We start from the raw sequence: 22738 nt of genomic DNA, 5'->3' as shown, positions 1-22738 counted from the left end.
GTCGTGGACGATCACCCCCTCTTCGTCCGCGGCCTGGAACTGCTGCTCCCGCTGACCACCGACAAACGGGCCGAGGTGGTCGGCTCGACCGGTGACGCCTCCGCCGCCGCCGCCATGATCAGCCGTTGCATGCCCGACCTGGCCCTGGTCGACCTGCACATGCCTCCACCCGGCGGCATCCGGGCGGTGGCCGCGATCCGGCGGACCACCCCACGGGTGCGGGTGGTGGCGATGTCCGGTTCGACCGACCCGGCGCCCGCCTTGGACGCGCTGCGCGCCGGCGCCGAGGGGTACCTACCGAAGACCAGCGAACCGGGGGATCTCCTGCCCCCGCTGCTCGCCATCCTCGATGGCTGGGCGGTGCTGCCGGCGGAACTGCTGCGCGCCGTGCTGCGGCCTTCGCGCGCCGCACCGGTCGACCTGGATGACGAGGAGCGCCGGCTGCTGCGGGCGATCGCCGCCGGCCGCAGCACCGTCGACATCGCCGAGGAACTGCACGTCTCGGAGCGAACGGTGAAACGGATGACCGCCACGCTGCTCCGGAAGCTGCGGGTATCCAACCGGGCGGAGGCCGCCGCCGTCGCCGGACACGCCGGTCTGCTCGGGTGAATGAAGGCGGCCAGCGCCCCGATTCGGCGTCCGTTCGCGGATTTGCTCGCCAACCAATCGCGACGCGCCGAAATGAAAAGGGCGCATATTGTTGCGGTTTCCCCGGGTGGTGGGTCAGACTTTGGACACATCCCGCCACACACAGGGAGTAATCGGCAATGGCGAGAAAAGTAATCACGGTGCTGACCGACGACCTCGACGGTGGGAAGGCAGACCGGACGGTCGAGTTCAGTCTCGACGGCGTGGCCTACACGATCGATGTCTCCGACGAGAATGCCGGCGTCCTGCGCAAGTCGCTGGATCCGTACATCAATGCGGGTCGGCGCATCGGGCGGGGCCCGGTTGAGGGCGCTCGCGCAGTCCGGCGGCCGGGGCGACCCAGCGGCGCCGGAATGGATCGGGAGCAGAACCGGGCCATCCGGGAATGGGCCGTCAAGAACGGCTACAAGATTTCCGAACGGGGCCGGATCCCGGTCGAGGTGGTTGAGGCGTACAAGAACCGCTGACCGGACGACACACAGACGGGGCCCGCCGGAAACGGCGTGGCCCCGTCAGATTGTCCGCGGCCGCCTTTCGGGCCGATGGGTCATTCCCCATCACTCCCCTCGGTAGACACGGCGCGGCGGCCGGTCACCCCGGGCTGTCCGCCCCGGGTGACCGGCCGCCGCAGGTCGACTCAGACTCAGTTGACCTCGATACGCACCGCGTCGAACGCCGGGGTCTGGTTGGCGCGTTCCATCATCGGCAGCCGGTGCGAGCCGTCGCCGGCCCAGACCGCGCACTGCGCGGTACCCGACTCCGGCAGACCCGGGATCTGGATGGTCACCTCGTCCGGCTGGGCACTACCGCGCCCGTCCTCGGTGGCCACGAAGAACGCGGGCACCTCCTGCGGCTCCGGCGGGGTGGTCAGGCTGTCCAGCATGCGGCAGGCGGTGTGGAAGTGGCCGCGGACCAGACCCTGGTCGTTGAGCAGCGAGCTCTCCACGTAGTACCCGCCCTGACCAGCCGCGAGGAAGCGGTCCCGGATCAGGTTGCGGGTGCTGACCCGCAGGGTGAAGGCCTGGTTGCGGCCGACCTCACCGGGGAACTGGGTGATCAGCAGCGACGGGTTGTTGGCGGCAGCGCCGACCTCACCGAACTCGGTGCTCACGCAGCGGTTGCCGTTCTGGAAGCCGTCGTGCGGCTGGAGCTGACTCTGGTCGCAGTCGTTGGCCAGCACGCCGAGCCCGGCACCGGGGGCGTTGCCACCGTTGTTGCCGCCACCGTTGTTCCCGCCGTTATTGCCGCCGCCGGTGTTCCCACCATTGTTGCCGCCCGTGTTTCCGGTCGGCTGCACCTGACACTCGGCGAGCTGCGCCAGCCCCTGCGGGCGGGGCCCGACCCGGTCGATGGCGGTCGTGATCCGATCCAGCACCGCACGTCGCTTGGCGGCCAGTGGCTGGAGGATCGAGCTGCGGATGAACGCCTCACCCTTGCTGCCCTCGGCGGCCAGCCGGCGGTCGGCCTCCGCGATCTGGGTCTGCAACTGCGCGAGGTTGCGGTCCACCTCGGCCCGGGACCGGTCCGGCACCTGCGGCAGCTTCGCCGTCACGTCCGGGCAGGCGATGGCCGAGCCGGTGCCCGACGTACCGTCCTTGCCGTCCTCGCACTCGGGGACCGACTGCTGCCCGTCACCCCAGTGGTTACGCACCCAACGACCGTTCTGCCAGGTCCGGGTGGTCGAACCGGCGCCAGTCGGCGCGGTCGCGCCCGGGCTCGGCTCCACGCACTGCCCCGCAGCCGGTCGCGGCTTGTTCGTCCGCCGATCCTGGGCCGACGAAATCTGGGTCACGGCGACGACTCCGCCGAAGACCACGAGCGTGCCGACAACGGCCAGCAGACGCTTGCTCCGCGCGTTGCCGGATGACCGGCGCGCCCGTGTGGACCTGCGCATCGAATTGCTCTCCTTCTCGATCCGGTAGTGGATTCCTGCCCTCGGCGGACCGACGGATGTGAGAGGGCACGCCACAGCGGCGACCACCGTGACCTACCCGGTAACGTGTCGATGGCCGACGATGCCCTTTCCGCACCGTCTCCCGCGTCCGGTCGACGCGGATGGGGAGATCCTGTTCATTCGCGCAGGAGTACGGGACGGCGACCGGGAAGGTTCAACCGGCGCACAGGAAATTGCCGCGACCCGACGCGGAGCCGGTGCGCAGAAGGGTCAGCAGGTGCGGCAGGCGCTGGTCAGTCGGCGCAGAGGTGGTCGAAGGCGAAGCCGCCCACCAGTTCGTGCCGGCGCTGGCTCAGCGCGACGATGTCCGCGGTCAATTCGGCTCGCGGTTGCAGATCGGGGCCACCGATCTCGGCGGCGCGTAGCCGTTCCCCGACGGCGACCGTGGCGAGGTCCTCGGCAAGCCGGGCCGCGTCGATGCCACAGGAGAAGCGGTGCTCGGTTACCGAGACCCGTTCCACCAGGCACGCGTCGGGGCGTACGTGCACCCAGCTCCACCCCTGCGCGGGGCCGTCCGACCAGCGCACGTGCAGCCCTCGCACGATCGGGTCGGCGAGCCGCCGGGCCACGTACGCCTCGACAGCCGCCGCTCGGGCCAACGCGCCGAGGTCGTTGACCGGGCCGGTACGGCCGTCCGGCAGCCGCCCGAGGATGTCCCGGAAGCCCACCGGGGCCGCCTCGTCCCCGGCGCCGCCCGCTGCGTAGTCGCGCGCGTCGATCACGTACTCCACCAGACGTCGGCCGTGCTCGGCCGCCCGCAGCGTGGGCGACCCGACGCGCAGCACCGGCAGCCCGACCGCGGCGCTCACCGCGTCCTTGAGCCGCTCGGCGCGCTGCTGTGCCGAGCCGGCCGCAGCGACCGGGCCGATCTCCACGGCGACGATCGGACGCCCGGTGTCGGCGGCGCAGATCACGAAGTCGAAGCCGGCCCGGCTGGCCGAGCTCCACTGGCTGCCGGTGACGCCGGGCGGACGCCCCTGGACCAGCTCGCTGAGCCGGCGCGCCGGGTGGACCCGGTGGCCGGCGCGGGTGAGCAGCGTGTCCCGCCCACCGTCGGCGGGCAGCGCCCGCAGCCAGCCGAGGTCGTCGCTGACGGTGCTCGTCATCTGCCTGATCCATCCGCCGGTCGGTCGCGCCGGGCCGAGTCTAGGCGGTCGATCATGGTGCTCGCCTCGGCGGTGCGGCCGGCGCCGCCCCAACCGGCCGGACCCGCGCGCCCACCGACCGCTACTCGGCGCGCCCATCACCGGGCCCTCGATGGTGTGCTTCTGCCGGATCGGTCAAGGAACCGAGGGGACCCGCATTGAGGCCCTCCTGGGAACGAAGGAGGCATTGCAACGTTGTAGAAGCGTCAACGGCGGCCCGCCGATGCCAGCGCTGGACCGCCACTGTGACCGGCATCACAGGAGCGTCGTGTTCCAGAGGTCCCCGCCCGGTGTATCCAGCGGGGTCGCCGGTAGCGGGCCGGCCGGGAGGTCAGCATGTCGCGACAGCAGTTCGGCGGCCTCGCCGATGGCAGTCTGGGCGCTCGCCCGCGCCAGAGTGACCGCCCTCGCCCTGCTCGCCGGCCTCGCCGGGCTGGTGATCCGACCATCCTCCGGCGACCCCGCGCTGATCGAGCTGGGCGACACCACAAACTCCCCCAGCGACCCATCGCCACCCGCCCGTCCGCCCCGACCGCCGGCCCAGCCCGGAGCGCCAGCGGCAATCCAAGCACCGGGAGCAGCCCGCGCGTTGGCGCGAACCGGCGAGAACGGGGCGCCGTCGGGGCGCCAGACGTCGCGCGGATCGCGGTCGACGCGGCCGGCCGGGTGCCGGGCGTATCCGGCGTACACCCGGCCGCCGTCCGCCTGGCCGACCGGTCCGTGGGCCTCGACCTGCACCTGGTCACCTCGTACGGGCACAGCGTGCCCGCCGTCGCCGAGGCGGTCCGGAGGGCGGTCGCCGACCGGGTATCCGCCGGCACCGGGCTCGCCGTGGCCGCGGTGACCGTCACGGTGGACGACCTGCTCGTCCCCGGCGCGGACGGCGCCGGGACAGGGCGACCGGCCAGACGGCCGGAGGCGGACATGCGGACCGCCAACCGGATCGCCTCGCTGCTACTGGCCGCCGCCCTGCTCGCCGGCGGCGCGCTGCTGGCCGTACAGGCGCTGCTGGTCACGCTGGATCGCCCGGCGCCGCTGTTCCCCCGGACCGGCGGGTACGACGCGCTGACCAACACCCAGTGGCGCGACCCGACGGTCCGGGCGATGGCCGGCGCGGCGTTGCTGCTCGGGCTGTCCATCCTGATCGCCCAGTTGCGCCGCTGGACGCCGGTCCGGCTGCGCATCGACGAGCGGGACGGCTGGTACCTGCACCGCCGCTGTGTGGAGCGCCGGCTGGCCGACGCGGCGCGTGCCGTGCCGGGCGTCCACCGGGCCCGCGTGCGCGTCCGCCGGCACGGCGACCAGTGGCGCCCCCGGGTGCGCGCCAGCGGCGACCCGGCGACCCGCGCCGAAGTCGAGTTCGCGGTGCACCAGGAGCTACACCGACTCGCCGCGCAGCGCACCGGCCGGATCGAGGTCCGGTTGCTGCCCGGAGGGCGGCCCGCATGACCGACGCCGCACACCGACTGCTGTGGACCATCATCGCGCTGCTGCTGGTGGCGAGCGGAGCGGCGGCGCTTGCCGTCAGCTTCGGCGTGCTGCCCGGCGGTGATCCCGGTGCGGTACTGCTCGGCGCCGGGCTGCTGGACCGGTGGCGACTGGCAGCGCCGTGGAGCACCCTGGCCGCGGCGGTGGCCGGAGTGCTGGTCGCCCTCTCCGGGCAGCGCCTGCTGGACCGGGAACTGCGCCGGCCCGGCCGGGCACTGCGGGGCACACTGAGCCACGCCGGGCACCGGCCCGGCCGTACCCGACTGGCCGCCGAGGTCCTCGCCCACGCGCTGGAACGCGACCTGACCGGCAACCCCGGTGTACGCCGCGCCCAGGTGATGCTCACCGGCGCACCACCGCGCCCCGACGTGTGGATCCGGGTGGACATGACCTCCGACGCCGGGGCCGCCGGCGTACGCGAGCACATCCACGCCGCGGTCCGCCGGTTCGCAACGACCGCCGACTGCCAACCGGCACACCTCGACGTGACCGCCCGGATCGAGCCCGGCCGCCCCTGACCCGCGCTGCGCCGCGCCACCCGGCATGATCGCTACCGGGACGGGTGGCGGACGGAGGTGTGCGGGGTGCGGGTGGTGTCGCTGGTGCCGTCGCTGACCGAGGCGGTGGCGCTGACCCTGCCGGGGGTGCTGGTCGGGGCCACCGACTGGTGCAGCCACCCGGCCGGGCTGGACGTCGCCCGGGTCGGCGGCACCAAGTACCCGGACCTGGACCGGGTCCGGGCACTGCGGCCGGACCTGGTGCTGCTGAACGTGGAGGAGAACCGCCGGGTCGACGCGGAGGCGCTGCGGGCGGCCGGTGTGCCGGTGCGGGTCACCTATCCACGTACCGTCTCCGGGGCGTTGACCGAACTGGCCGAACTGCTGGCCGAGCTGGGTGCGCCGGCGGAGCCGACCTGGCTGCGGGCGGCCCGGCGGGCATGGGCGGATCCGCCCCGGCTCGCGCCGCCCCGCCGGGCGGTGGTGCCGGTCTGGCGTCGACCCTGGGTGGTGCTCGCCGACGACACGTTCGCCAGCGACGTGCTCCGCCGGCTCGGCGTGGTCAACGCGTACGACCAGCAGCCCGAGCGCTATCCCCGCCCGAGCCTGGCCGAGCTGCGTGAGCGCAAGCCGGAGCTGGTGGTGCTGCCCGACGAGCCGTACCGGTTCACGGCCGACGACGGGCCGGACGCGTTTCCGGGCGTACCGTGCGCCCTGCTCTCCGGACGACACCTCACCTGGTACGGCCCGTCGCTGGCCGAGGCGCCCACACTGCTGGCCGACCAGCTGTCCCGGCCCGTGCTGGCCGGCTGACCGCGGCGGGTCAGGCGACGTCGCGACCGCGCCGGATGGCCCGGATGCTGGCCGCGATGGAGACGGCCAGGATCAGCACCACCACCGCGAGGGTCAACCAGACCGGCAGCTTGCCCACCGGCGTCTCGGCCAGGATCAGCTTGACGCCCGCGAAGGCCAGCAGCAGGGCCAGCCCGTAGCGCAGGTAACCGAAGTGCCGCAGCAGGCCGGCGAGGCAGAAGTAGAGGCTGCGCAGCCCCAGCACGGCGAACGCGGTGGCTGTCCAGACCAGGAAGGTGTTGGTGGTGATGGCGAGGATCGCCGCCACCGAGTCGATGGCGAACACCACGTCGGTGGCCTCGATGGCGACCAGCGTCACCAGCAGCAGGGTGGCCTGGCGCCGGCCGGCGACCCGGGTGGTGAACCGGTCGCCGTGGTACTGGGCGTCGGTGGGTACCACCCGCCGGAACAGCCGGACCACCAGGTTGCGCTCCGGGTCCACGTCCGGCTTCCCGCGCACGGCCAGCCGCCAGCCGGTCCAGACCAGGAAGGCACCCAGCACGAACGCGGCCCAGCTGAGCCGGTCCAGCAGCTCGGCACCGGCGAGGATGAACAGCAGCCGGAACACGAGCGCGCCCACCACGCCCCAGAACAGCACCTTGTGCTGGTAGCCCGGCGGGACTCGGAAATAGCCGAAGATCAGGGCGAAGACGAAGACGTTGTCCACCGAGAGCGCCTTCTCCAGCAGATAGCCGGAGAAGTAGGCGCTGGCCGGCTCGCCGCCCAGGCCGAACCAGACGACCAGCCCGAACAGCAGGCCGGCGCTGATCCAGACAGCACTCCAGACCACCGCCTCGCGCAGCTCGATGACGTGGCTGTCCCGGTGCATGAGCACGTCGATCGCGAGCATCACGGCGATCACCGCGCCGACCGCCGCCCAGGCCCACAGCGGCACCGCGACCGTCGCCTCGTCCACCCGGCGCCCCCCGCGTCGACCACTGTGCACCGCCGCGCTGCCCCGCCGGCCGGCCGCTCCCGAGCCTAGGCGAGCGGCCGATCCGGCGAAGTCGCTCCGGCGAAGTCGATGCCCCGGCGGCCGGCGCGCCGGCCGCCGGGCCGGCGGCGATGATCAGGCGACCGGCATCACCTGCGTCGGATCGTGAACGGTGTCATCGGCGTCGTAACCGATCGAGTTGGTCACCTGCACGACGCCACTGACCTGAGCCGCGAGCCGGCCGGCGAGGTCGACGGCGGAGCGGCGGTCCAGCCGGCCCGCCAGGGTGACCTCGCCATGGCGGACCTCGACGGTGACCAGACCGTCCCGCACCGCGAGCACCCGACGCAGCACTTCCTGCACCACGTCCTCGCGGATCTCGGCGTCCGAGCGCAGGTGCACCCGCAGCAGGTCGGCGCGGCTGACGATGCCGACCAGCCGACCCAGGTCGTCCAGCACCGGCAGCCGCTTGACCTGTTCGTGATCCAGCAGCCGGGCGGCGGCCGGCAACGACGCCTGCGGGCACGTGGTGACCGCTGGCGCGGTCATCAGATCGCGGGCCAGCAACGCCTCGCTCTTGCCCCGCGCGTCGCGCTGTCGGCGGCTCTCGAAGATCCGACGCTGCGCCGGCTCGCCGGCGCGCTCGATGCGGTGCAGCAGGTCCGCCTCGGACACCACGCCCAGCACCCGGCGGAACCCGTCGATCACCGGCACCGCGCTCACGCCGCGGCGCAGCAACAGGTCGACCATCTCCCGGTACGGGGTGTCCGCCACCACGGTCACGACCTCCCGGGTCATCACGTCGCCCACCTGCCAGGTCCTCATCACGGCCTCCCTTTCGTAACTCCACCTCGGACGCTACGACCGACCGACGGTCACGGTCAGGGTCGCCGGACCGCGCCGTGGGGGGTCCAAGGTCCCGGGCCTTTGCGGTCCGTCGGCCCTGCTGCCCGACAGTGCGACGGGTGTCCACTTGAGATGCCACCGAGAAGCGCGGTGCGAGGCAGAGAAGGGACGTGGAGACCATGACCGCGACGACCGAGCGGATCACCGCCGAGACCAACGCTCCGGCGGCGGGCACCACCCGGGAGAGGGCCGTCCGGTACATCCTGGCCGGCACCCGGATGGCGCTCGGCTGGATCTTCCTCTGGGCGTTCATCGACAAGCTGTTCGGCTTCGGGATGGCCACCGAGTCGAAGAACGCCTGGATCAACGGGGGCAGCCCCACCAAGGGGTTCCTCACCTTCGGCGTGACCGGACCGTTCAAGGACATCTACGCCAACATCGCCGGGGCAGCCTGGGCGGACTGGCTGTTCATGATCGGCCTGGCCGGGATCGGTGTCGCCCTGCTGCTCGGTATCGGCATGCGGGTCGCCGCCGTGGCCGGCGGACTGCTCCTGGTCATGATGTGGACCGCGGTCCTGCCTCCGGAGAACAACCCCTTCATGGACGACCACCTGATCTACGCCGCGGTGCTGGCGGTGCTGGCGCTGGTCAACGCCGGCGACACCTGGGGCCTCGGCCGGGTCTGGGCACGGCTGCCGATCGTCCAGCGGATGCCCTGGCTGCGGTGACCCACACCGCTTCACCCCTCGGCGGGCGTCACCACCGGTGACGCCCGCCGACACACGTGTGCCCGACCCGCCGCCGCCCCGTGCGCCCGGCGGGTCGCGCCGTTCCGCCGGGGGTGCCGCCCGCCGGCAGCGGGTTCCGCCAAAACGCTCTCGGGCCAGGTGGCGGGTCCGCCGCACATCGGTGGGGTGCGATCCGGCAGGATCGACGGTGACCGGACACATCACCCAGCACGGCAGGAGATCCCCGCATGAACCAGGCAGCAGGCGCCCGATCCGGCAAGCCCGAGGTGGGTCCGATCGAGGGTGCGCCGCCGGCCGACCTCGTGATCGAGGACATCACCGTGGGCGAGGGCCCGCAGGCCGAGCCGGGCCAACTGGCCAGCGTGCACTACGTGGGCGTGTCGCACTCCACCGGCGGCGAGTTCGACTCGTCCTGGAACCGGGGTGAGGCGTTCGAGTTCCCGCTCGGCGGCGGCCAGGTCATCGCCGGCTGGGACCAGGGCGTGATCGGCATGCGCGTCGGCGGCCGGCGCCGCCTCACCATCCCGCCGCACCTGGGGTACGGCGACCGCGGCGCGGCCGGCGTCATCAAGCCGGGCGAGACGCTGATCTTCGTCGTCGACCTGCTCGACGTGCGTTGACGGAACGTGGGGGTCGCCGGCCCACGCCGGCGGCCCCGCTCGGCCCGTCCATCAGGGCCTGAGGAAGGCCGGGTGGCCACGGTCCGGTGCGGTCCCGGTGCCACGGTCCGGTGCGGTCCGGTGGTCATGGTCTGGTGGGGCGGACGGCCGCGCGGTGCCCTGGCCCGGCGGCGATGGTCAGGCGGCCAGCACCAGGGTCGAGGCCGGGGGCATCCGGCGTCGCTCGGCCTCGACAACCCGGGCCGGCTCCAACACCGGCATCACCCGGTGCAGACCGGTGGCGCGCAGCACCCGGGCCACCACCGGGGTCGGATCGACCAGGACCAGCTCGCCGCCACGTGCCCGGACGCGCAGGTGCGCGGCGAGCAGGGTGCGCACCCCGGCGGCGGAGAGCAGCCGCAACTCGGACATCTCCAGCCGGAGCACCGGACGGGCCGGCGCGGACCACAGCGCGGACCGGAACGCGGCCACCGTGGCGATGTCGACCTCGCCGGCCACCCGCACCTGGACCACCTGGTCACCCACGCTGACCTGCACGTCCAACCGGTCGCTGTGCTCTCCCATACCGACGAATCTAGCCCCCACCACCGACAGTTTCGCCCCTCCACCGAGTGATTCCGGGTACGCCCAGGGTCATCCCCGGAGGGCACCCGCCTCCCCCTAAGGGCGGAGGCCAGGGTGCCCCCTTGGTCCCGCTGGCCTGCGGGGGACGCACGGCTGCAGGCACCCCACGCCACCCGGCGGGCGCGCCGGCCAACGGGAGTCCGAGGCGTGCTCGGCGACGGCCGGCGCGCCGCGCCGCGGCGGTGCTCCCGGTCGGCCGGGCATCGGCGGTGGAGAATGGGACGATGCTGATCCCCCGGCCCCGGCCGCCCCGGCTCATCCGGCCCGTCCGCGAGCCGGCCACCGTCCCTCCCCCGCTCACCGGAGCGTGGGCCGCCATCGACCGCCGGCTCGACCAGGTCGACCTGCTGCCGTTGCCCGACGGCGCCGTCGGCCCGGAGGACGTACTGGTCGACCCGACCGGACGGGTGATCAGCGGCGACGAGGATGGCCGGCTCTGGTGGTGGCCGGCCGACGCGCGGGCCGGCACCCGACCCCGGCTGCTGGCGGAGACCGGCGGCCGACCGCTCGGCATCGAGTTGGACCCGTCCGGTGAGGCGCTGGTGGTATGTGACGCGTACCGCGGGTTGCTACGGGTCACACCGGACGGCGCCGTACACGAGCTGACCGGGACGGCACCGCCGGTGCACCTGGCCAACAACGCGACGGTGGCCCGCGACGGCACCATCTACTTCACCGACTCCTCCGATCGGTTTCCTGTCTCGCACTGGAAGCGGGACCTGCTGGAGCACCGCCCCAACGGCCGGGTGCTGGCCCACCACCCGGGCAGCGGGCGCACCGAGGTGGTGGCCGACGGGCTGTACTTCCCCAACGGGATCGCGCTGACCCCGGACGAGTCGGCGCTGATGCTGGTGGAGACCACCACCCACCGGCTGCTCCGCGTCGAGCTGGGCGGCGGGGTGCGAGTGCTCGCCGACCTGCCCGCCTATCCGGACAATCTCTCCGCGGTGGGTGACGGGACGTACTGGATCGCGCTACCCAGCCCGCGGGTCCCGATCGCCGAGCGGCTCCTGCCGCACCCTCGCCTACGCCAGATCGCCGCGTTGCTGCCCGACGCGATGCAGCCACAACCGAAGCGCTACGGGCTGGTCGCGCTGGTCGACGGCGCGGGCGTGATCCTCCGTACGCTGCACGGCCCGGCCGGGCACTACTGGATGATCACCGGGGTACGCCAGCACGGCGACCAGCTCTGGTTGGGCAGCCTGATCGGGCCCGGGGTGGCCCGGGTACCGCTGGACTGAGCGCCCGCCGAAAGCCGGCCGGGGCCGACCTGCCGAGTCGGCGGGCCGGCCCCGGAGGCCGTCTGTGGTGTCTCAGCGACCGCTGACCGAGGGCGCCGGTGCGGGTGACCCGCCGGCCACCGCGCCCGGGTGCGCCGGGGCGACCGGTGCGGGCCGCAGCCCGGCCGGCACCGGCAGGGCGCTGCCCCGGATGAACTCGTCCCAGCTCACGTTCCACGCCGTCCAGCCGTTGCCGGCCTGCAACTCCACCTCGGTGCCCTTCACGGTGACCAGGTCGCCGACCTGGGTCACACCCATCAACCAGTCCGCCGCGGTGGCGGCGACGTTCGTGCACCCGTGCGAGACGTTGGTGCTGCCCTGGTCGCCCTCCGACCAGGGGGCCGAGTGGATGAACTCGCCACCCCAGGTGAGTCGCTGGGCGTCGTCGACGTCGACCACGTAGCCCCCGTCCGGCTCACCGCGGGTGTCGAACGTGGTCCGCTCGTGCTTCTCCATGATCACCATCTTGCCGCTGGAGGTCGGCGTGCTCGGCTTGCCCAGGCTGACCGGGATCCGGCGGACCTGCTTCCCGTCGCGCAGCACGGTCATCTGCTTGGTGTCGTTGTCGATCTCCAGCGCGACCTGTTTCCCGATCTTGGAGGTCGCGGTCCGCTCGGCGTCGCCGATCTTGTCCTTGCCGATCGGCAGTCCCTGCAGGCCGGCCCGGACGCTGATCGTGGTCCCCGGCCGCCAGAAATCGGGTGCCCGGTAATAGACCTGACTTCCGTCCTCCAGCCACGACCAGGCACCCGGCTGGGGCGGATTCGTCTTTACGAACAACCGACGCTGGACGTCCGCCCTGGCCTCTTTCGGAATTCCCGGGTCAAACGCCACGGTTACCGGCATCGCGGTGCCGTACGTCCGGTTGCCGACGAAATAGAGGGTGCTGGTGATCTGCGGTTTGGTGGATTTGGCCATGGTGGTGAATGTCGACGTGCGGGTCGTCGTGGCACCCGAGTCGCCGGTCGCGGTCACCTCGGCGGTGTAGGTCCGCTTCGGTTGCAACGGCGTGCTCGGCACCCAGCCCGAGCCATCCTCCCGCGGCTCCGCCTTGACCTGCTTGCCCTTGTCGTCCGTGAGCTTGACGCCGGTGACCCGTCCGCCCTTGACCGCAGTGCCCACCTCGGCGCTGACCGGCACCTCGCGGGCCTTGTCCCCTGGCGTCACGGTGAGTTCCGGCGGGGCGGCGTGCCCCTTGCCCGACGGGTCCCGGTCGGCAGTGCACCCGCCGACAGCCAGCGGTACGGCTGCGATGGTTACCGCCAACAGCGTCAATCGCCGCCTCAACGTCATGTTCAGTCCCCCCGTTTTCGGCTTCCCTCTGCCACATTCTCGCCGCCGCGACTGGCGTGCTCATGCCATTCGGAAATAATCGGCGTCGCATTTATCGGCGCATTTTCCGCAGCAATGCGCCGCTTGTCGAAACAAAGACACGACAGGTCCCCCCTGCGCGCCGCGCACCGGTCCGACCGACCCCGACCCACCCGCCCCACAACGTCCCGTCCGGCCCTCACCACGGCGGGCTTGCACTTTCTGCCGCAGTTGCGCGGCTTTCGCCCCGTAATGACCGGGCAGGAATCGGCGCGGTCTCGGCTCGGAGGGTGGTCCGGCACGGAGCGGCTTGCCCCACGGGGAGCGAGGGAGGTCAGGGCGGTGGCGCAGCGCCAGGGCAGGCTTTTGTTGTCTGGAGCGAAACTTCTGCTGATCGGGGCGAAGCTTTGCCTTCGTCCGGAGGCAAGGGTAGGGTCGCGATTCAGATAGAAGGTTGCCCATTCGTCGATCAGCCTGCCGCCGACCTCTGCCGGGTCGCCGCGTTCCGCTCCTGATGGGTCCGGGCCGCACCCGCGCGCCGTCCGTCACGTCCCCGCCGGATCCCTGATCCGGCCGGTTCGGCGCGCCCGGAGGCGGCAGCCGGTCGACTGCCGCCGACGGCGTGCCAGCCGTCAGGAAGGGACCACCACCATGGATCAACAGACAACCCAGGCGGAGCCGTTACCGGTCTCCGGGCCGGTCAGCCGGCGCGGTGTGCTCCGCGCCGCGACCGTCTCCGCCGCAGCCCTCGGCACCGCCGGCCTGCTCGCCGGCACGGCCACCGCCGCGTCGGCCGGGCACTCCAACGGCCGACGCCGGGTGCCGGTGGACCGGATCAGCATCCAGCTCTACACGGTGCGCGACCAGCTCGCCGCCGACCTGCCCGGCACCCTGGCCGCGTTGCGCCGGATCGGCTACCGGCGGGTGGAGCACGCCGGCTTCGTCGGGCGTACCGCCGCGCAGTTCCGGGCCGCACTGGACGCGGCAGGGCTGCGGTCCACCTCCGGGCACACCGGCATCCCGCAACCGTTCGACGCCGGCGCCTGGGAACGTGCCCTCGCCGACGCGAACGTGGTGGGCAGCAAGAAGATCGTCCACCCGTACTTCGGTCGAGACGCCAACGGGCAGCCGATCCGGGACCCGGCCGTCTACCGCGCCCTGGCCCGGGACCTGAACCAGGCCGGCCGGCTCGCCGAGCGCGCCGGGCTGGACTTCGGCTACCACAACCACCAACTGGAGTTCGTGCCACTGACCGACGGCTCCACCGGCTTCGACATCCTCACCGGGCAGACCGACCCGCGGCTGGTCCACTTCGAACTCGACCTCTACTGGACCTGGCGCGGGGCACACGACCCGGTTGACGTGATCCGGGCCAACCGCGGCCGGATCCGCCAGGTGCACGTCAAGGACCTCGACGTCGAGGGCGGCTTCGCCGATCTCGGGGACGGCGTCATCGACTTCGGCCGGATCTTCGCCCACGAGCGGGAGGCTGGCATCGAGGAGTACATCGTGGAACGCGACGATGCGGGCACCCCGCCGCGCGCCCCCGCTGACGCCCTGGACACCGCCCGGGTCGGCTTCGACTATCTCGCCTCACTCCGGTACTGACCACCACTCCTCGGGGGACGACCTGATGAACAGGACCGCATTCGTGTCCGCCCTGCTGCTGGTGACGGCCGGCCTGGCCGCACCACCGACAGCCGCGACCGCCGCGCCCGCGCCGGCCGCCGCGCCGCCGGACAGCAGCTTCCAGAAGGTGACACTGAACGACTTCCCGGGCGAGCCGATGAGTCTCGCCGTCCTGCCCGACCTGCGGGTGCTGCACACCTCCCGCACCGGCGAGGTGCGCATCCACGACCCGCGCACCGGGCTGAACACCCTGGCCGCCGACATCCCGGTGTACGAGCACGACGAGGAAGGGCTGCAGGGGGTCGCCATCGACCCGGACTTCGCCAAGAACAAGTGGGTCTACCTCTACTACTCGCCGCCCCTGAACACCCCGGTGGACGACCCGGCCACCCCCGACGTCAACGAGGGTGACGCGCCGATGGTCGGCACCGAGGCGGACTGGCAGCGGTTCCGGGGCGCGCTCCGGCTGTCCCGGTTCAAGCTGGACGGGATGCGGCTGAACCTCAGCACCGAGCAGCAGATCATCGACGTGCCCACCGATCGGGGCATCTGCTGCCACGTCGGCGGCCAGATCGACTTTGACGGCAAGGGCAACCTGTACCTGTCCACCGGCGACGACACGAACCCGTTCTTCTCAGACGGCTTCATTCCGATCGACGAGCGGGCCGACCGCAACCCGGCGTTCGACGCCCAGCGCACCTCCGCCAACACCAACGACCTGCGCGGCAAACTGCTGCGCATCCGGGTGAAGCCCGGCGGTGGCTACACGGTGCCGGCTGGCAACCTGTTCAAGCCGGGGACCGCGAAGACGCGCCCGGAGATCTACGCGATGGGGCTGCGCAACGCGTTCCGGTTCGCCGTCGACCGGCGTACCGACAACGTCTACCTGGCCGACTACTCCCCGGACGCCTCGTCGTCCAACCCCGCGCGGGGGCCGGCCGGGCACGGCCGGTGGATGCAGATCGACAAGCCGGCGAACTACGGCTGGCCGTACTGCGTGACGCCGACGATCGCCTACCGCGACTACGACTTCGCCACCGGCGAGTCCGGGGCGAAGTTCGACTGCAAGCGCCCGGTCAACGACTCACCCCACAACACCGGCAAGCGGCAACTGCCGCCGGTCGAGCAGCCGGAGGTCTGGTACCCGTCCGCCGCCTCCGGGGAGTTCCCCCAGCTGGGCACCGGTGGCATCGGGCCGATGGGCGGCCCGGCGTACGACTACGACGGGTCCAGCACCTCCCGCACCCGGTGGCCGGCCTACTACGACCGGGTGCCGCTGTTCTACGAGTGGACCCGGGACTACATCAAGGAGTTCCGGCTCGACTCCGACGGCGACGTGAAGGACATCCGTCCGGTGGTGCCCTCCCTGGTGGTGGACAACCCGATGGACATGGAGTTCGGGCCGGACGGCGCGCTCTACGTGCTGGAGTACGGCGACGGCTACTTCGCCGAGAACCCGGACGCCCAGCTGTCCCGGATCGACTTCGTCCGGGGCAACCGGACGCCGATCCCGAAGATCAGCGCGGACCCGACCGCCGGGCAGGCGCCGCTGACCGTCGCCTTCTCCAGCGCCGGCACCACCGACCCGGACGGTGACCCGCTGCGCTACGCGTGGGACTTCAACGCGGACGGTTCGGTGGACAGCACCGACCCGAACCCGACCTGGACCTTCCAGGAGAACGGTTCGTACACCCCCACGGTGAAGGTGACCGACCGCACCGGACGCTCCGCGGCGGCGACTTTGCCGCTGCTGGTCGGGCCGCGCGCGCCGATCGTCGAGTTCGTCACCCCGGTGGCCGGGCAGCCCTTCCAGTTCGGGCAGACGGTCGCGTACCAGGTTAAGGTCACCGACGACCTGCCGGTGGACTGCTCCCGGGTGAAGGTCACCTACGTGCTCGGCCACGACGAGCACGGGCACCCGCTCTCCTCGGCGACCGGGTGCGCCGGGACCATCGCCACCTTCGTGGACGGTGGGCACGGCGGGGCGGACAACCTCACCGCGGTCTTCGTCGCGGAGTACACCGACGCGCCGACCGAGCCCGGTGTGCCGCCGCAGACCGGCACGGCGACCGTCGTGCTGGATCCTGACCCGGTGGCCGGCCTGGCCGGCTGACCGCCCGTCGGCGGCGGCGGCCCGGTCGGGTCGCCGCCGCCGACGCGCGAGGGCTCAACTCCAGTCGTGCTCGTCGTGGTTACCACTCCAGCGCCCACCGACCGGTGGGGTGTCGAGCCGCATCCCGCCGGCGCCGTTGCCGGCCAGGTCGTTGTCCTCCACCCGGCAGGCCACGCAGCTACCCCGCCCGGTGATCCACAACCCGTGGGTCTGGGTCTGGTCGTCGTGGTTGTCCCAGATCCGGTTGCCACGGACCGTGGCAGAGTCGAAGTGCGCGTTGATGGCGATGCCGGCCCGGGTCTGCGGCGCGGCAACCAACTCGTACGGGGTGCCCGGCTTCGGCGTGTCACCGCTCCACCCGCTGAACGCTCCGGGGCGTACCGGAGCGAGGGTCAACTCGGTGTCGTTGTTCGCCGCCACCATCGCGACCCGCTTACCGACCCGCAGCACCTTGCCGCGGTGACCGTCGTGTGGCCAGTGGGCGGCCCGGTCCACCATCGACCGCTCGCTGTAGCGAACGCTCTCCCCGCCACCGGTGGCGGCCTCGCCGCACTGCCGTCCGTTGTTACGCAGCCGGTTGTTGAGCAGCACCGCGTCGGTCATCGGGCGGTCCACCCGGACGGCGTCGAGGCCGTTGCCCCAGAACTCGTTGCTCTCGATCACCACGTCCATCGCCGGGCCCTGGTAGCCGTGCCCCAGGTCGTGCCCGTGGTAGCCATGCCGACCGTTACCGCTGATCCGGTTACCCCGGATGGTGTACGGCCCGGGGGTGTTGCCCATGCTGATCCCGTCGCAGCCGTTGCCGTCGATGACACAGTCGGTCAGCACCCCGCCCCGCCCGGCGACGCCGGCGGTGCCCTCGGCGGAGATGTCGAAGCCGGCCTCCAGGTTGCCGGTCATCGTGCAGGCCGAGACGATCAGCCCATCGGCACCCCAGTCGGAGATGCCGAACCGGTTGCCCTCGCTGTGACAGCCGATGATCCGGTAGCCCCGCGGCGGCGACCAGTAGTCCTTCTGCAACTCCAGGAAGATCCCGTTGGTGCCGTTTGCCATGGTGGTGCAGTTGGCGATGGTCAGCCGTTCCACCGCGCCCCAACCGCCGATGCCCACCCCGATCCCGGCGCCGCCCATCTGCTCGCCGTTGTCCAGCCGCCCGCAACCGACCACCACGACGCCGTCGATCAGGCTGTCCTGGAGGAAGTCGCAGCCGAGCCCGGTGGCGGCCGTGTGGTGGATGTAAAGGTTGCGGAAGACGCCGCGCACCACGTACTGGAGGCCGAGGCCCTTGGCGAGGTAGTTGTACTCCGCCATCGCCACCCCGGACCCGTCGATCTCGAAGTCGGCGAAGGTGCAGTCGGCGATGTGCCGGTCCCGGTCGGCGCCGTGCTGCACGGTGGTCCAGAACGCCAGCGGGGTCGGGTCGGTGCGGTTCCCGACGTTGCTGAGCAGGAACCGGGTGGCGGCGGGGCCGGCACCGATCAGCGAGACGCCGCTGCGCCACACCGTGCCGGCGTCCCGGATCGAGTAGATGCCCGGCGGGCAGTAGATCACTCGGGCCCGCCCGTCGGCGGCGTAGCCGTCGCCGAGCCGGTCCACCAGGGCGGCGAGCGCCGGCTGGTCGTTCGTCACCCCGTCGCCACAGAGTCCGTAGTCGCGGGCGTCGCAGTAGAACGGCGCACCGGCGACGGCCGGCTGACGGGCCCGTACGGCGACGGGCGAAACGTGCGGCACCGGGCGCTCCTCTCAGCGGGAGGGTGGCCTTCCGGTGCGCCGGTTTCCCGGCGGCGACGGCAGGAAACGTCCGCCGGACCTCCGAGGTGCGTCGACCCCGGCGCCGCGTGCGGCGCCGGGGTCGAGGATGCGGTGGTCAGACGTTGGCGATCAGCAGCGCCGGCCGTTCCACGCAGTCGGCGACGTGCCGCAGGAAGCCACCGGCCACCCCGCCGTCGCAGACCCGATGGTCGAAGGTCAGGCTGAGCTGGGTCACCTTGCGGACGGCGAGCTGCCCGTCGACCACCCACGGCTTGTCCACGATCCGCCCCACCCCGAGCAGCGCCGCCTCCGGGTGGTTGATGATCGGCGTGGAGCCGTCGACGCCGAACACTCCGTAGTTGTTCAGGGTGAAGGTGCCACCGGTCAGTCGGGCCGGCTCCAGGGTGCCCGCCCGCGCCGCCGTGGTGGTGGCCGCCAGTTCGGCGGCGAGCTCGGCGGTGGTGAGCCGCTGGGCGTCGCGCAGCACCGGCACCAGCAGGCCCCGGTCGGTCTGCGCGGCGATGCCCAGGTGCACCCCGGCGGACTGGACGATCCGCTGGGCCTCGGTGTCGACCCGGGCGTTGAGCTGTGGGAACCTGCGCAGCCCGCTGAGGCAGATCCGGGCCAGCAGGGCCAGGATGCTCACCGGCGCGTCCGGCGTCGCCGCGTTGATCGCGGCCCTGGTCTCCAGCAGCCCGGTGGCGTCCACGTCGACCCAGATGGTCACCTCGGGGATCTCCCGCCGGCTGCGGGAGAGCTTGTCGGCGATCACCTTGCGCACGCCGGTGAGCGGCACGATCACGTCGCCGTCCCCGCCCGGGGTCAGCGCGACGTGCGGGTCCGGCACGGCGGCGAGCCGGGCGGCGGGCACGGCCTGCGTCGCCTCCACGTCGGCGCGACGGATGACGCCGCCGGGCCCGGTGCCGCGCACCGTGCTCAGGTCGACGCCGCGCTCCCGGGCCAGCCGCCGGACGATCGGCGAGATGACCAGGACGGCCGGCGCCGTGGTGCCGGCCGGGGCACCGCTGGCGGCCCGGTCGGCACCGCCCGCCGGGCTGCTCGCGACGGACACGCCGGCCGACACAGCCTCGGTGGGCTCGGGGGCCAGCGCCAGCCGGGGCCGACGCCGGCGCCGGGTCGCCCCGCCGTGCCCGGTGCCGTACCCGATCAGCACGTTGCCCGAGCCGGCCCGCTCCTCCTCGCGGTAGGTGGCGTGCCCGGCCGGCTCGTCGCCGCCGTCCAGCGGCGCGATCGTGATCAACGGCTGGCCGACCGGGCGGACCTCACCCGCCGCGCCGTGCAGGGTGACCACCCGGCCGGCGTACGGGCAGGGCACGTCGACGACCGCCTTGGCGGTCTCCACCTCGACCACGCTCTGGTCGACCGTCACCACGTCGCCCACGGCGACCCGCCACTCGACGATCTCGGCCTCGCTCAGCCCCTCGCCCAGGTCGGGCAGGAGGAAGACCTGCGTCCGCTCGACCGTGGTCATGCCGCGCTGCCCTGCACCGACCAGCGCGGGTCCGGCTGGTCGTCCCACTGCAACCGGGCCACCGCGTCGAGCACCCGATCCACTCCGGGCAGGTGGGTGTGCTCCAGCATCGGCGCTGGGTACGGGATGTCCAGCCCGGCCACCCGCAGCACCGGCGCGTGCAGCGCGTGGAAGCAGCGCTCCTGCACCCGGGCGGCGATCTCCGCCCCGACGCCGGCGAAGCCGGGCGCCTCCTGGATGACCACGCACCGGCCGGTGCGCCGGACCGAGGCGGTGATGGTGGCGTCGTCGAACGGCACGATCGTGCGGACGTCGACGACCTCCAGGTCCCAGCCCTCCTCCCGGGCGGCCTCGGCGGCCTCCAGCGCGACCGGCACGGCCGGCCCGTACGCCACCAGGGTGGCGTCGCGCCCGGCACGACGGACGACGGCCCGGCCGAACGGCTCGGTACGCGCCGGCAGCTCGGCCTCGGCGCTGGCGAAGTAGAGCTTCTTGGGCTCCATGAAGACCACCGGGTCGGGGTCGTCGATCGCCTCCCGCAGCAGCGAGTACGCGTCGTCCACGGTGGCCGGGGTGACCACCTTCAGCCCGGGGGTGTGCGCGTAGTACGCCTCGGACGAGTCGCAGTGGTGCTCCACCCCGCCGATCCCACCGGCGTACGGCACCCGGATGACGATCGGCACGCTCAGCGCGCCCCGGGTCCGGTTGCGCAGCTTCGCCACGTGCGAGGCGATCTGCTCGAACGCCGGGTACGCGAACGCGTCGAACTGCATCTCGACCACCGGCCGCAGCCCGGACATGGCCAGGCCGACGGCGAAACCGACGATGCCGGCCTCGGCGAGGGGGGTGTCGAAGCAGCGCTTCTCCCCGAACCGCGCCTGCAGCCCGTCGGTGATCCGGAAGACGCCACCGAGCTGGCCGACGTCCTCGCCGAAGACGACCACCCGGTCGTCGGCGGCGAGCGCGTCGGCGAGCGCGGCGTTGAGCGCCTTCGCCATGGTGGTGGCCATCAGGCGTCACCCTCCTCGTCGCGGGCGGCGGCCAGCTCGGCGCGGACCTGTTCGCGCTGCTCGACCAGTTGGGGGGTGGGCTCGGCGTACACGTGGTCGAAGAGGCTCAGCGGGTCCACCGTCGGCTGCTCGTTCATCCGGGTCCGCAGGTCCGCCGCATACGCCTCGGCCTGCTCGGCGACCTCGGCGACCGCCGCGTCGTCGAGCACCCCGCGGGCCCGCAGGTAGGTCTCCAGGCGGGTGACCGGGTCCCGGTCGCGCCAGGCGTCGACCTCGGCGCCGTCGCGGTAGCGGCTGGCGTCGTCGGCGTTGGTGTGCGGCTCCATCCGGTAGGTGTGCGCCTCGACCAGGAACGGCCCCTTGCCGGCGCGGGCGTGCTCCACCGCGCGGGTGAGCACGGCGAGCACCGCGACCGGGTCGTTGCCGTCGACCTGCTCGCTGGGCACGCCGTAGCCGACGCCCTTGTAGGCCAGTGACGGCGCGGCGGTCTGCCGGGACAGCGGGACGCTGATCGCGTACCGGTTGTTCTGCACGAAGTAGACGACCGGCGCCTTGAACACGGCGGCGAAGTTGATCCCCTCGTGGAAGTCGCCCTCGCTGGTCGCGCCGTCGCCGATGAAGGCCAGCGCCACGGTGTCGCGGCCCTGGTATGCCTCGCCGTGCGCCAATCCGGCGGCGTGCACGCACTGGGTGGCGAGGGGGGTGCACTGCGGCGCGGTCCGCACGGCGGCCGGGTTGTAGCCGCAGTGCCAGTCGCCGCGCAGCAGGGTGAGCACCTCGACCGGGTCGATGCCCCGGGCGACCAGCGCCATCGATTCGCGGTAGGTGGGGAAGACCCAGTCGGTGTCGCGGACCGCGAGCACGGCGGCGACCTGGCAGGCCTCCTGGCCGCGGGAGGACGGGTAGACGGCCAGCCGGCCCTGCTTGGTCAGCGCGGTCGCCTGGGTGTCGAACCGGCGGCCGAGCACCATCCGCCGGTACAGCTCGCGCAGCACCTCGGCGGGCGGCTCCGGGTAGTCGGTGCGGGTGGGCAGCGGCGTGCCGCTGGGGTCGAGCAGGCGGACCGGCTCGGCGTCCGGCAGCAGCGAGCGCGCCGGGTCGGGCGGGGTGGCCGCTCGACGGGTGCGCGGGGATGCCCTGCGGACCGCCTGGGGAGTGGTCGTCACGGCGGAACCTCCTGGGACGTGTGGTGGGCCTATGCTTCCGCCTGTCGGATGATTGACTCAAGATCCAGGTAGAACGCGGGACGGTTGGCATGCAAATGGTGCATCGGTGAGCCAGGAGGCCGGAGACGGGTCGGGCCGGACCACCGGATCGGGACGATCGGCCCGGCACCTGGACGAGGTGGACCGGCGGATCCTCGACGAGTTGGTCCGCGACGGGCGTACCTCGGTGCGCACCCTGGCCGAGCGGATCCACATCTCGCGCACCAACGCGTACGCCCGGGTGGAGCGACTGGTGCGCGACGGCGTGATCACCGGGTTTCGGGCCCAGGTGGCGCCCGAGGCGGCCGGGCTGGGCACGTCGGCGTACATCGCGTTGACGATCGAGCAGAACACCTGGCGGGAGGTGTCGGCGGAGCTGGCCCGGGTCCGCTACGTCGAGCACGTCGCGCTGCTCAGCGGCGAGCACGACGTGCTGGCCCTGGTCCGCGCGCCGGACAACGCCACCCTGCGGGACGTGGTGCTGGACCGGGTGCAGCACATCGCCGGGGTGCTGTCGACGCGATCCTGGCTGGTCTTCGAGGAGTACGACGGGACGCAGAGCCCCTGGCAGTAGGCCATAACACGAAGA

Annotated in this window: 21 protein-coding genes; 11 read left to right on the top strand and 10 right to left on the bottom strand. The window is 72.6% G+C overall.

The features are described 5' to 3' along the window. Positions 1-3 precede the first annotated feature (3 nt). Both OG990_RS09930 and OG990_RS09925 read left to right on the top strand, forming a co-directional pair. Entirely contained in the window at positions 4-609 is a 606-nt protein-coding gene (locus tag OG990_RS09930; protein WP_406080007.1) for a response regulator, read from the top strand. A gap of 158 nt (positions 610-767) precedes the next feature. Continuing rightward, entirely contained in the window at positions 768-1115 is a 348-nt protein-coding gene (locus OG990_RS09925) for an Lsr2 family protein (protein WP_328416437.1), read from the top strand. A 176-nt stretch (positions 1116-1291) separates the two neighbouring features. Here OG990_RS09925 and OG990_RS09920 read toward each other — a convergent pair whose 3' ends face one another. Both OG990_RS09920 and OG990_RS09915 read right to left on the bottom strand, forming a co-directional pair. Beyond that, positions 1292-2542 carry a hypothetical protein gene (locus OG990_RS09920; protein WP_406080005.1) on the bottom strand — a complete coding sequence of 417 codons (1251 nt, stop codon included), beginning with the start codon at positions 2540-2542 and terminating at the stop codon, positions 1292-1294. 293 nt (positions 2543-2835) lie between these two features. Then, entirely contained in the window at positions 2836-3708 is an 873-nt protein-coding gene (locus tag OG990_RS09915) for a DUF2726 domain-containing protein (protein WP_406080004.1), read from the bottom strand. A 705-nt stretch (positions 3709-4413) separates the two neighbouring features. Here OG990_RS09915 and OG990_RS09910 point away from each other — a divergent pair. From OG990_RS09910 to OG990_RS09900, 3 genes are all read left to right on the top strand, one after another. Continuing rightward, a complete protein-coding gene (locus tag OG990_RS09910; protein WP_406080002.1) occupies positions 4414-5196 on the top strand; it encodes an Asp23/Gls24 family envelope stress response protein in 783 nt (260 codons plus the stop codon). Then, positions 5193-5753 (top strand): hypothetical protein, encoded by a 561-nt coding sequence (locus OG990_RS09905; protein WP_406080001.1) that lies wholly within the window; start codon positions 5193-5195, stop codon positions 5751-5753. The genes OG990_RS09910 and OG990_RS09905 overlap by 4 nt, the downstream gene beginning before the upstream one ends. A 66-nt stretch (positions 5754-5819) precedes the next feature. Then, positions 5820-6545: a helical backbone metal receptor gene (locus OG990_RS09900; protein WP_328416430.1), complete on the top strand. Its 726-nt coding sequence runs from the start codon at positions 5820-5822 to the stop codon at positions 6543-6545. Positions 6546-6555: 10 nt separating this feature from the next. On the opposite strand, the gene OG990_RS09895 is transcribed toward OG990_RS09900, so the two are convergent. Further along, positions 6556-7500 carry a TerC family protein gene (locus OG990_RS09895; protein ID WP_406079999.1) on the bottom strand — a complete coding sequence of 315 codons (945 nt, stop codon included), beginning with the start codon at positions 7498-7500 and terminating at the stop codon, positions 6556-6558. Between the two features lie 153 nt (positions 7501-7653). Then, positions 7654-8343, bottom strand: a complete 690-nt coding sequence (locus OG990_RS09890; RefSeq protein WP_406079998.1) for a CBS domain-containing protein — start codon at positions 8341-8343, stop codon at positions 7654-7656. Positions 8344-8534: 191 nt separating this feature from the next. On the opposite strand from OG990_RS09890, the gene OG990_RS09885 reads away from it, so the two are divergent. Both OG990_RS09885 and OG990_RS09880 read left to right on the top strand, forming a co-directional pair. Then, entirely contained in the window at positions 8535-9092 is a 558-nt protein-coding gene (locus tag OG990_RS09885; protein ID WP_328416424.1) for a hypothetical protein, read from the top strand. A 248-nt stretch (positions 9093-9340) separates the two neighbouring features. Continuing rightward, positions 9341-9733 carry an FKBP-type peptidyl-prolyl cis-trans isomerase gene (locus tag OG990_RS09880; protein WP_328416422.1) on the top strand — a complete coding sequence of 131 codons (393 nt, stop codon included), beginning with the start codon at positions 9341-9343 and terminating at the stop codon, positions 9731-9733. 177 nt (positions 9734-9910) lie between these two features. Here the strand turns inward: OG990_RS09880 and OG990_RS09875 are convergent, their stop codons facing one another. Beyond that, a complete protein-coding gene (locus OG990_RS09875) occupies positions 9911-10297 on the bottom strand; it encodes an STAS domain-containing protein (RefSeq protein WP_355608986.1) in 387 nt (128 codons plus the stop codon). A 284-nt stretch (positions 10298-10581) separates the two neighbouring features. On the opposite strand from OG990_RS09875, the gene OG990_RS09870 reads away from it, so the two are divergent. Continuing rightward, complete coding sequence (locus OG990_RS09870; protein ID WP_386981957.1) at positions 10582-11598, top strand: SMP-30/gluconolactonase/LRE family protein; 1017 nt, start codon at positions 10582-10584, stop codon at positions 11596-11598. A gap of 72 nt (positions 11599-11670) precedes the next feature. On the opposite strand, the gene OG990_RS09865 is transcribed toward OG990_RS09870, so the two are convergent. Further along, positions 11671-12930, bottom strand: coding sequence for an Ig-like domain-containing protein (locus tag OG990_RS09865; RefSeq protein WP_328416416.1), 1260 nt, complete (start codon positions 12928-12930; stop codon positions 11671-11673). A gap of 669 nt (positions 12931-13599) precedes the next feature. Here OG990_RS09865 and OG990_RS09860 point away from each other — a divergent pair. Then, positions 13600-14556, top strand: coding sequence for a sugar phosphate isomerase/epimerase family protein (locus OG990_RS09860; RefSeq protein ID WP_406079995.1), 957 nt, complete (start codon positions 13600-13602; stop codon positions 14554-14556). A 25-nt stretch (positions 14557-14581) separates the two neighbouring features. Beyond that, entirely contained in the window at positions 14582-16690 is a 2109-nt protein-coding gene (locus OG990_RS09855; RefSeq protein ID WP_406079994.1) for a PQQ-dependent sugar dehydrogenase, read from the top strand. Positions 16691-16744: 54 nt separating this feature from the next. Here OG990_RS09855 and OG990_RS09850 read toward each other — a convergent pair whose 3' ends face one another. The 4 genes from OG990_RS09850 to pdhA all read right to left on the bottom strand — a co-directional run bounded on the left by OG990_RS09850 (position 16745) and on the right by pdhA (position 22110). Beyond that, complete coding sequence (locus tag OG990_RS09850; RefSeq protein WP_406079992.1) at positions 16745-18421, bottom strand: right-handed parallel beta-helix repeat-containing protein; 1677 nt, start codon at positions 18419-18421, stop codon at positions 16745-16747. A gap of 136 nt (positions 18422-18557) precedes the next feature. Further along, positions 18558-19934, bottom strand: a complete 1377-nt coding sequence (locus OG990_RS09845) for a dihydrolipoamide acetyltransferase family protein (protein WP_406079990.1) — start codon at positions 19932-19934, stop codon at positions 18558-18560. Further along, on the bottom strand, positions 19931-20947 hold the full coding sequence (locus OG990_RS09840; RefSeq protein ID WP_355609006.1) for an alpha-ketoacid dehydrogenase subunit beta: 1017 nt from the start codon (positions 20945-20947) through the stop codon (positions 19931-19933). The genes OG990_RS09845 and OG990_RS09840 overlap by 4 nt, the downstream gene beginning before the upstream one ends. Continuing rightward, complete coding sequence (pdhA, locus tag OG990_RS09835) at positions 20944-22110, bottom strand: pyruvate dehydrogenase (acetyl-transferring) E1 component subunit alpha (protein WP_328416406.1); 1167 nt, start codon at positions 22108-22110, stop codon at positions 20944-20946. The genes OG990_RS09840 and pdhA overlap by 4 nt, the downstream gene beginning before the upstream one ends. Positions 22111-22216: 106 nt before the next feature. On the opposite strand from pdhA, the gene OG990_RS09830 reads away from it, so the two are divergent. After that, complete coding sequence (locus tag OG990_RS09830) at positions 22217-22723, top strand: Lrp/AsnC family transcriptional regulator (protein ID WP_386981975.1); 507 nt, start codon at positions 22217-22219, stop codon at positions 22721-22723. Positions 22724-22738 lie beyond the last annotated feature (15 nt).

The sequence above is a fragment of the Micromonospora sp. NBC_00858 genome (assembly GCF_045207365.1).
In the GTDB taxonomy this organism is placed as follows: Bacteria; Actinomycetota; Actinomycetes; order Mycobacteriales; family Micromonosporaceae; genus Micromonospora.
The sequence above is the reverse complement of the archived record's forward strand: the minus strand, read 5'-3'. Positions and strand labels throughout refer to the sequence as shown.

Bases quoted from the DNA above. Each gene is read 5' to 3' on its own strand.
- OG990_RS09925 (WP_328416437.1), top strand. From the start codon at position 768: ATGGCGAGAAAAGTAATCACGGTGCTGACCGACGACCTCGACGGTGGG.
- OG990_RS09920 (WP_406080005.1), bottom strand. From the start codon at position 2,542: ATGCGCAGGTCCACACGGGCGCGCCGGTCATCCGGCAACGCGCGGAGC.
- OG990_RS09915 (WP_406080004.1), bottom strand. From the start codon at position 3,708: ATGACGAGCACCGTCAGCGACGACCTCGGCTGGCTGCGGGCGCTGCCC.
- OG990_RS09905 (WP_406080001.1), top strand. From the start codon at position 5,193: ATGACCGACGCCGCACACCGACTGCTGTGGACCATCATCGCGCTGCTG.
- OG990_RS09890 (WP_406079998.1), bottom strand. From the start codon at position 8,343: ATGAGGACCTGGCAGGTGGGCGACGTGATGACCCGGGAGGTCGTGACC.
- OG990_RS09880 (WP_328416422.1), top strand. From the start codon at position 9,341: ATGAACCAGGCAGCAGGCGCCCGATCCGGCAAGCCCGAGGTGGGTCCG.
- OG990_RS09875 (WP_355608986.1), bottom strand. From the start codon at position 10,297: ATGGGAGAGCACAGCGACCGGTTGGACGTGCAGGTCAGCGTGGGTGAC.
- OG990_RS09870 (WP_386981957.1), top strand. From the start codon at position 10,582: ATGCTGATCCCCCGGCCCCGGCCGCCCCGGCTCATCCGGCCCGTCCGC.
- OG990_RS09865 (WP_328416416.1), bottom strand. From the start codon at position 12,930: ATGACGTTGAGGCGGCGATTGACGCTGTTGGCGGTAACCATCGCAGCC.
- OG990_RS09860 (WP_406079995.1), top strand. From the start codon at position 13,600: ATGGATCAACAGACAACCCAGGCGGAGCCGTTACCGGTCTCCGGGCCG.
- OG990_RS09855 (WP_406079994.1), top strand. From the start codon at position 14,582: ATGAACAGGACCGCATTCGTGTCCGCCCTGCTGCTGGTGACGGCCGGC.
- OG990_RS09845 (WP_406079990.1), bottom strand. From the start codon at position 19,934: ATGACCACGGTCGAGCGGACGCAGGTCTTCCTCCTGCCCGACCTGGGC.